Annotated in this window: 1 protein-coding gene; it reads left to right on the forward strand. The window is 59.3% G+C overall.

Translation table 11 applies throughout. The features are described from left to right. Window positions 1-757 precede the first annotated feature (757 nt). Window positions 758-2,374, forward strand: a complete 1,617-nt coding sequence (locus AC01FP_RS16940) for an integrase catalytic domain-containing protein (protein WP_474481844.1) — start codon at window positions 758-760, stop codon at window positions 2,372-2,374. The last annotated feature ends 139 nt before the right edge of the window (window positions 2,375-2,513 follow it).

Below are 2,513 nucleotides of genomic sequence, written 5' to 3' on the forward strand. Positions count from 1 at the left end.
CTCCGGGCCCGTGAGCAGGCGAATGTCGATGGAGCAGGGCATCGGCACCTGCTCGGCTGGCCAGCCGCCCCAGTCACCTAAAAAAAGCCTTACGTCGCCGAGAGATCTAGTAAACTGTAGATCAAAATGACAGAAAAGGACTCAGGCGGCTTCAGGTGAAAGACGCCTTATGCGAGTGCAGATGAATTTGCTTACGCTCTTTGGCTGCTTTGCTAAGCGGATGATTGCGACTGTCTTTTTCGTGAATGCAATTCTCAAAGCCCCAAAGATTCAATAAGTCTTCATAGCACTCGCTTGCATAGGCAGAAGCTTCCCAAACATAATCATCTGTGTGCTACAGCAATACAGATATTGTTCTTATAGTCGTAGTGATTGACGCCAATTTTTTTGGCTAGGGAACTAGAACCAAAGTTGCACTAATGATCTGACCGTCATGGGCTTCGAGACCTTGCGACCGAAGATATATGACTCAATCTTTTTAAAATAGCTCTTCAAACACCCTGACTTTACGAAGCCTTTCTCTGAAAAAAGCGAGAGTAGTAGCATCAGGAACATCGTTCATTACGTCTAAGCCAACCAACTCTTCAAAAGAACGGCGGATCAATTCTCCGTCGACCAGCATTGCTTTTAACGCTCCTGCGCATAACCTTCGTCCAGCAGTTTGCACGGCGACAATTAGGTAGGCGGGCGCGTTGAATCTCAATTCGTGTTACCAGTGATTTAGTGTTGCCTCAATCAATTTGTTCCTTTGGCGTCGGTGTCCAGCTCTGGTGAAAGCCGGCTCCAGCGTCAGCGGCGCAGGCAGCTGCTGGAGGCAGCCCGTAGCCGCTACCAGTTGCTCAGTTACCAGGAGAAGGGTGCCCTGGTGGATGAACTGGTGGAGCTGAGCGGGTATCACCGCAAATCGGTGCTGCGGTTGCTGCGCCAGCAGCCTGCGGACCATGGGGGTCCACCGGCCCGTACTGGCGCTGATCACGAATCAGCGGCGGCGATCGGCCGGAGGCGTTATGGCCCCGAGGTGGTGCAACTTTTGGAGACCCTGTGGGAGGCCAGCGACCATCTCTGCGGCAAACGCCTGGCGGCGGTGTTGCCCACCCTTGTGGAGGCCCTCGAGCGCCATGGTCACCTGGAGATCGAACCGGTTCTCAAGAGATTGCTGCTGCAGGTGAGCCCGGCCACGATCGATCGGCTGCTGGCACCGGCTCGCTCTGCCCAGGGCGGTCAGCATCGGCGCCGCCGCTCGCGCATCGTCACCGGAGTGCGCAGGCGCACCACGGTGCGCACGTTCAATGGCTGGAAGGGCGTCGAGCCCGGCTGGTTCGAGATGGATCTGGTGGCCCACTGCGGTGGGCGCATGGAGGGCCCGTTCCTGTGGACGCTGGTGCTCACCGATGTGGCCAGTGGTTGGAGCGAATGTGTCCCGCTCCCCAGCCGCGATGGCCTGCTGGTGCGCTCAGCGCTCCAGGAGCTGCGGAAGCTGATACCGATGCCCCTGCGCGGCATCGACGTGGACAACGACACCGCATTCATGAACGAGGAACTCGAGCGCTGGTGCGCCGAGGCCCGCGTGCCAGTCGAACTCACTCGATCACGGGCCTACAAATCCAATGACCAGGCCTGGGTGGAACAGAAGAACGGCATGCTGGTGCGCCGCGTGGTGGGGCACCGCCGGCTGGAAGGAGCTCAGCAATTGGAGCGGCTCTGCCAGCTGTATGCCGCTCTGCGCCTGTTCACCAACATCTATCAACCATCGGCCAAGCGAATCCCGTTTGAGGAGACTGACCTGCGGGAGGGCCGCCGTCCCCGCCGCCGCCATGACGAACCGCTCACCCCAGCTGATCGGCTGCTGCGATGGGGAGGCATGGGCCGCAAGGGCCGCCAACGCATCGAGAAGCTGCAGCAACAATGCGACCCGGTCGCCCTGCTGGGGACGATCCGCCACAACCAAGCGGCCCTGGTGAATGGGGGGCGCGAGCCAGACCAGGAAAGAGAATCCGCCTCAACCACTTCCCAGGAGCTGGATAGCTTCTTGAACAGCCTGCGGCTGTTATGGCAGCGGAGTGAACCTGCCAAACGGGGCGGCTGGCAAACGCCCACCCGCACGTATCGGACTCGGGCAGACCCGACGCTGAGTTGCTGGCATCTAGTTCTCGAGTGGCTGCTGGCTGATCCGTTACTCACAGGCCAGCAGGCAATGCAGAGGCTGGATCGCGAACAACCCGGGCTCTATGGCGGCAGCCTGCGAACTCTGCAGCGGAGGATGACGGACTGGCGTGTTGCCAATGCCGAACAGATGGTGGGCATGCAGATGGAGGCATTCCAAGAGCAGGAAAACAACCAGCTCAACAGGAAAGAGGAACCAAAGCAAAGGTGACAATTAAACGGGTAACAAAGTTCGCGAGGCAACGCGCCCGCCTACGTAGTTGACACCGGGCACTCGAGCCACGCCGCCGGGTGGACAAGGCTCTCTACGCCGTGGTGATGGAGGCCTACACCGGCGGCATCTCCACCAG

This window comes from Cyanobium sp. NIVA-CYA 375, from assembly GCF_056108345.1.